Here is a 3217-nt window from a genome sequence, read left to right on the forward strand (position 1 = left end):
CATCGGGGCCCGTGGAACCCCGCCCACCCGACGCGACAGTCGGGCCCCACCGCTGACCCGCCACCGAAAACCAAGAATCGGTCGGGTCGCTCCCCGACCCAACCGACCTCACGAAAGATCGAGGCTAGGTCCCACCGACAGGACGGAGGGTCATTTCGCGGAACTCAGCGTGTTCACATCCCCCGCAGAAAGGGGATGTACAAAAGCATTTTGGAGGTATAGGTGCGATCCGGGCGGGTTTGGTATTCGGGCCGGACGGGATTGAGCGTGCCCCAACGATCTCTTCGCCGTTCTCGCGCACTTTTCAGTCGTCGTAGGTGAGGCCGTATCCGAACGGGAAGAGCGCCTTCTTCCCGTCGCCCTTGTTGATCGGCTCCTGGTCGCCGCTGCGCATCCACGTGACCGGGAGCCTGCCCCTGGGGTCCGCGTCGCCGTAGAGGACGTCCGCGACGCCCTCGCCCTCGGTGCCCGGCAGCCAGGCCGCGACCAGCGCGTCCCATTTCGGCAGGTCCGCGGCGATGTCCAGCGGACGGCCCGACACCAGCACCACGACCACCGGGACGCCGGCGGCGCGGAGCCGGTCGATGGTCTTCAGGTCGGCGCCGTCCAAGCCCAGGTCCCCGGTGCGGTCGCCGTGGTACTCGGCGTACGGGGTCTCCCCCACCACGGCGATCGCCGCGTCGTAGGACGAGTCGATGCCGGTGCCGTCCTTGCTGTAGGTGACGGTCGCGTCCGGATCGGCGGCCTTGCGGATGCCGTCCAGGATCGTCGTGCCCGGCGTGATCGGGCCCGGCTCGCCCTGCCAGGTGATCGTCCAGCCGCCCGACTGCATGCCGATGTCGTCGGCGCTGCGGCCCGCGACGAACACCTTGTCGTCGTCGTTCAGCGGCAGCACGTCGTCGTCGTTCTTCAGCAGCACCTGCGACTCGGCGACCGCCCGCCGCGCCAGCTTGCGGTGCGCTGCGCTGCCGACCGTCTGCAGGTACGTGCGGTCGGCCAGCGGATGCTCGAACAGGCCGAGTTCGAACTTCTTCGTCAGGATGCGGCGGTTCGCGTCGTCGATGCGCTCCATCGGGACGTCGCCGTCCTTCACCTCGTCGCGCAGGTAGTCGATGAACCGGCGCCACTCGGTCGGCACCATCACCATGTCGATTCCGGCGTTGATCGCGGCGGCGACCTCGTCCTTGGTGAACCCTGGCTTGCCGTCGATCTCGTCGATCCCGTTGTAGTCGGACACGACGAACCCCGTGAAGCCCAGCTCGCCCTTCAGCACGTCCGTGATCAGGTACCTGTTCTGGTGCATCTTCAGCCCGTTCCACGAGCTGTAGGAGACCATCACCGCGCCGACGCCGCGCTTCACCGCCGCGTGGAACGGCGGCAGGTGGACGGCGCGCAGTTCCTTCTCGGAGATCTTCGCGTCGCCCCGGTCGTCGCCGCCCTCGGTGCCGCCGTCCCCCACGAAGTGCTTCGCCGTGGCCAGGACGGACGCGGGGCCGCCCAGTTCGTCCCCCTGCAGCCCGTCGATGATCGTCGTCATCATCGACGGCAGCTCGGGGACCTCGCCGAACGACTCGTACGTCCGTCCCCACCGGTCGTCGCGGGCGACGCACACGCACGGCGCGAAGTTCCAGTCCACGCCCGTCCCCGTCATCTCAGCGGCGGTCGCGGCGCCGATCGCGCGGACGAGCGCCGGGTCGCGGGTCGCGCCGAGCCCGATGTTGTGCGGGAAGATCGTCGCGCCGACCATGTTGTTGTCGCCGTGCACCGCGTCCGCCCCGTACATGATCGGGATGTGCAGCGGCCCGGCCAGCGCGGCCTTCTGGAACCCGTCGTACATGTCCGCCCAGCTCTCCGGCGTGTTCGGATCGGGCGCGGACCCGCCGCTGGACAGCACCGACCCGATCCGGTAGCGGGTGATCTCCTCGGGACCGACATACCTGCGCTCCGGCTGCGTCATCTGGCCGAGCTTGTCGTCCAGGCTCATCCGGTCGAGCAGGTCGTCGACCCGGTCCTGGACGGACAGGTGCGGGTCCAGGTAGGGGGCGGGCCCCGGGTCGGCCCGCACCGGCCCGCCGTAGGCGGCGAGCGCCAGCACCGCCGACATGCAGAGGGACGGCAGGCGGGACCGCATCGCGCGAAGGGAGGAGCTGTACATGTGGAATGCTTTTCCACAGTTGATCAAACGCAACGCAACCGGACATCAGCGCATGGGCAATATCTGACGCGCAGCACAGGGCAAAGGGCCCTCGATCGGGATCGAACCGACACCTCCGGGACCACAACCCGGCGTGCAGACCACTACACCACGAAGGCCGTGTCTCCGGCAGGAATCCGTGTCAGCCCTGGCCAACCAGATGCGACCTCCGGGTCCGCAACCCGGCGCGCTCTCCACTGCGCCACGGAGACCTGTCTCTGACGTACCAGGTGCAGGAATCGAACCTGCCTCGTGCGGGATATGAATCCGCCGGATACACCAGCATCCTCACCTGGCGCGGAGGGTGCGAGATTCGAACTCGCGCAGGGGTGACCCTGACCACGGCTTAGCGGGCCGCTGCCTTCCCACTCGGCCAACCCTCCGGGAAAAGAAAAAGACCGCCCGTTGATCCCCGGGCGGCCGCATCAAGACGCGCTTCTCACATCCGACGCCGGCTCCCGAGACCGAAAGGACGACTGCTATGCATTCGCTGGCGAAGCATCTTCCATCCCCTTCCGCTCTCGTTCCGTCTGACGCCCATAGTGCCGTGACGGCTCCAGCCTCCACAACTCATTTATTGCGGACCGTGCATCGATCTACACGCATTCCGACAGGCCCAGGCGAGTATCGCGCTCACCCGGGCGACGACGGCTGAGATTCGCCGATCCCACGAGCCGCGGAGTGTCACACGGTGGACCGCGGTGCTTCCAGGGCCGCGCTCAGGGCGCGGAGGGCGTGGTAGACGCGGGCCTTGACCACGTCTACCGGCACCCCCAGCGAGGCGGCGGCCTCGTTGACCGACCGGTCGCGGAAGACCGTCTCGGTGAGGATCTCGCGGTGCGCCGGCGGCAGCGCCTGGAAGGCCCGGGCGACCACCGCGGGGCGCGTCCGCCGCCCCGGCACGCCGGGGACGAACGAACCGGTGTCTTTGCCCATTCGCAGTGCCACGCCACGAACCTCGCACTCCGCGCCCCCCGCGGCACCGCACTTATGCCCGCTTTAAGGAAGCGTTGAGGGTGGGAT

2 protein-coding genes and 4 tRNA genes are annotated in these 3217 nt (G+C 68.4%); all 6 read right to left on the reverse strand.

Annotated features, from left to right (window positions below; translation table 11 throughout):
• Positions 1 to 304: 304 nt before the first annotated feature.
• The 6 genes from E1284_RS39670 to E1284_RS39685 all read right to left on the reverse strand — a co-directional run bounded on the left by E1284_RS39670 (position 305) and on the right by E1284_RS39685 (position 3142).
• Complete coding sequence (locus E1284_RS39670; protein WP_207924224.1) at positions 305 to 2131, reverse strand: glycoside hydrolase family 3 protein; 1827 nt, start codon at positions 2129 to 2131, stop codon at positions 305 to 307.
• A gap of 110 nt (positions 2132 to 2241) precedes the next feature.
• Positions 2242 to 2313 (reverse strand) — tRNA-His (locus E1284_RS39675).
• A gap of 2 nt (positions 2314 to 2315) precedes the next feature.
• Positions 2316 to 2406: transfer RNA gene (locus tag E1284_RS42225), tRNA-Arg, on the reverse strand.
• A gap of 12 nt (positions 2407 to 2418) precedes the next feature.
• Positions 2419 to 2491: transfer RNA gene (locus E1284_RS42230), tRNA-Met, on the reverse strand.
• A gap of 1 nt (position 2492) precedes the next feature.
• Positions 2493 to 2577 (reverse strand) — tRNA-Ser (locus tag E1284_RS39680).
• A 301-nt stretch (positions 2578 to 2878) separates the two neighbouring features.
• The gene (locus E1284_RS39685; protein ID WP_243715031.1) at positions 2879 to 3142 is read right to left on the reverse strand and encodes a sigma factor-like helix-turn-helix DNA-binding protein; all 264 of its coding nucleotides are present in this window, start codon (positions 3140 to 3142) and stop codon (positions 2879 to 2881) included.
• Positions 3143 to 3217: the final 75 nt, after the last annotated feature.

Origin of the sequence: Actinomadura bangladeshensis (genome assembly GCF_004348335.1) — a bacterium.
GTDB lineage: Bacteria > Actinomycetota > Actinomycetes > Streptosporangiales > Streptosporangiaceae > Spirillospora > Spirillospora bangladeshensis.

Bases quoted from the DNA above. Each gene is read 5' to 3' on its own strand.
- E1284_RS39670 (WP_207924224.1), bottom strand. From the start codon at position 2,131: ATGCGGTCCCGCCTGCCGTCCCTCTGCATGTCGGCGGTGCTGGCGCTC.